This is a genomic window from Pseudomonas sp. 2822-17, from assembly GCF_002742485.1.
Taxonomy (GTDB): Bacteria; Pseudomonadota; Gammaproteobacteria; order Pseudomonadales; family Pseudomonadaceae; genus Aquipseudomonas; species Aquipseudomonas cyclaminis.
Map to the genome: position 1 here is coordinate 1 of NZ_LJRZ01000333.1, position 289 is coordinate 289.

Genomic DNA, 289 nt, shown 5'->3' on the forward strand with positions numbered 1-289 from the left:
ATCATATCCTCTGCATTATAAGCAGGTATTATTATTGATACTTTTTTATTTTGCTCCCCTAAATACTTTGGAAAGTTATCATCCTTCCCTCTTAGATTGTTTAAACTCAGTGCTTGGTCTTGGTCTCTTTTCTCTACTTTCATAAAACCAGAGCTTTCAAAAACTTCATTAATCCACTTTAGTTTTTCAGTTTCTGTTTTTTGTATATTAGCCATTGCTAAACATAAACCAGGGTGGTGTCCAGTATGCTCTATTGCATGGTTGACAATTTCATGTGCCTCTTCAATTC

Annotated in this window: 1 protein-coding gene; it reads right to left on the reverse strand. The window is 33.9% G+C overall.

Annotation, left to right across the window (positions count from 1 at the left end; genetic code table 11):
- Positions 1–289, reverse strand: a 289-nt coding sequence (locus AOA60_RS32625) for a hypothetical protein (protein WP_218240595.1), incomplete at both ends; no start/stop codon positions are given.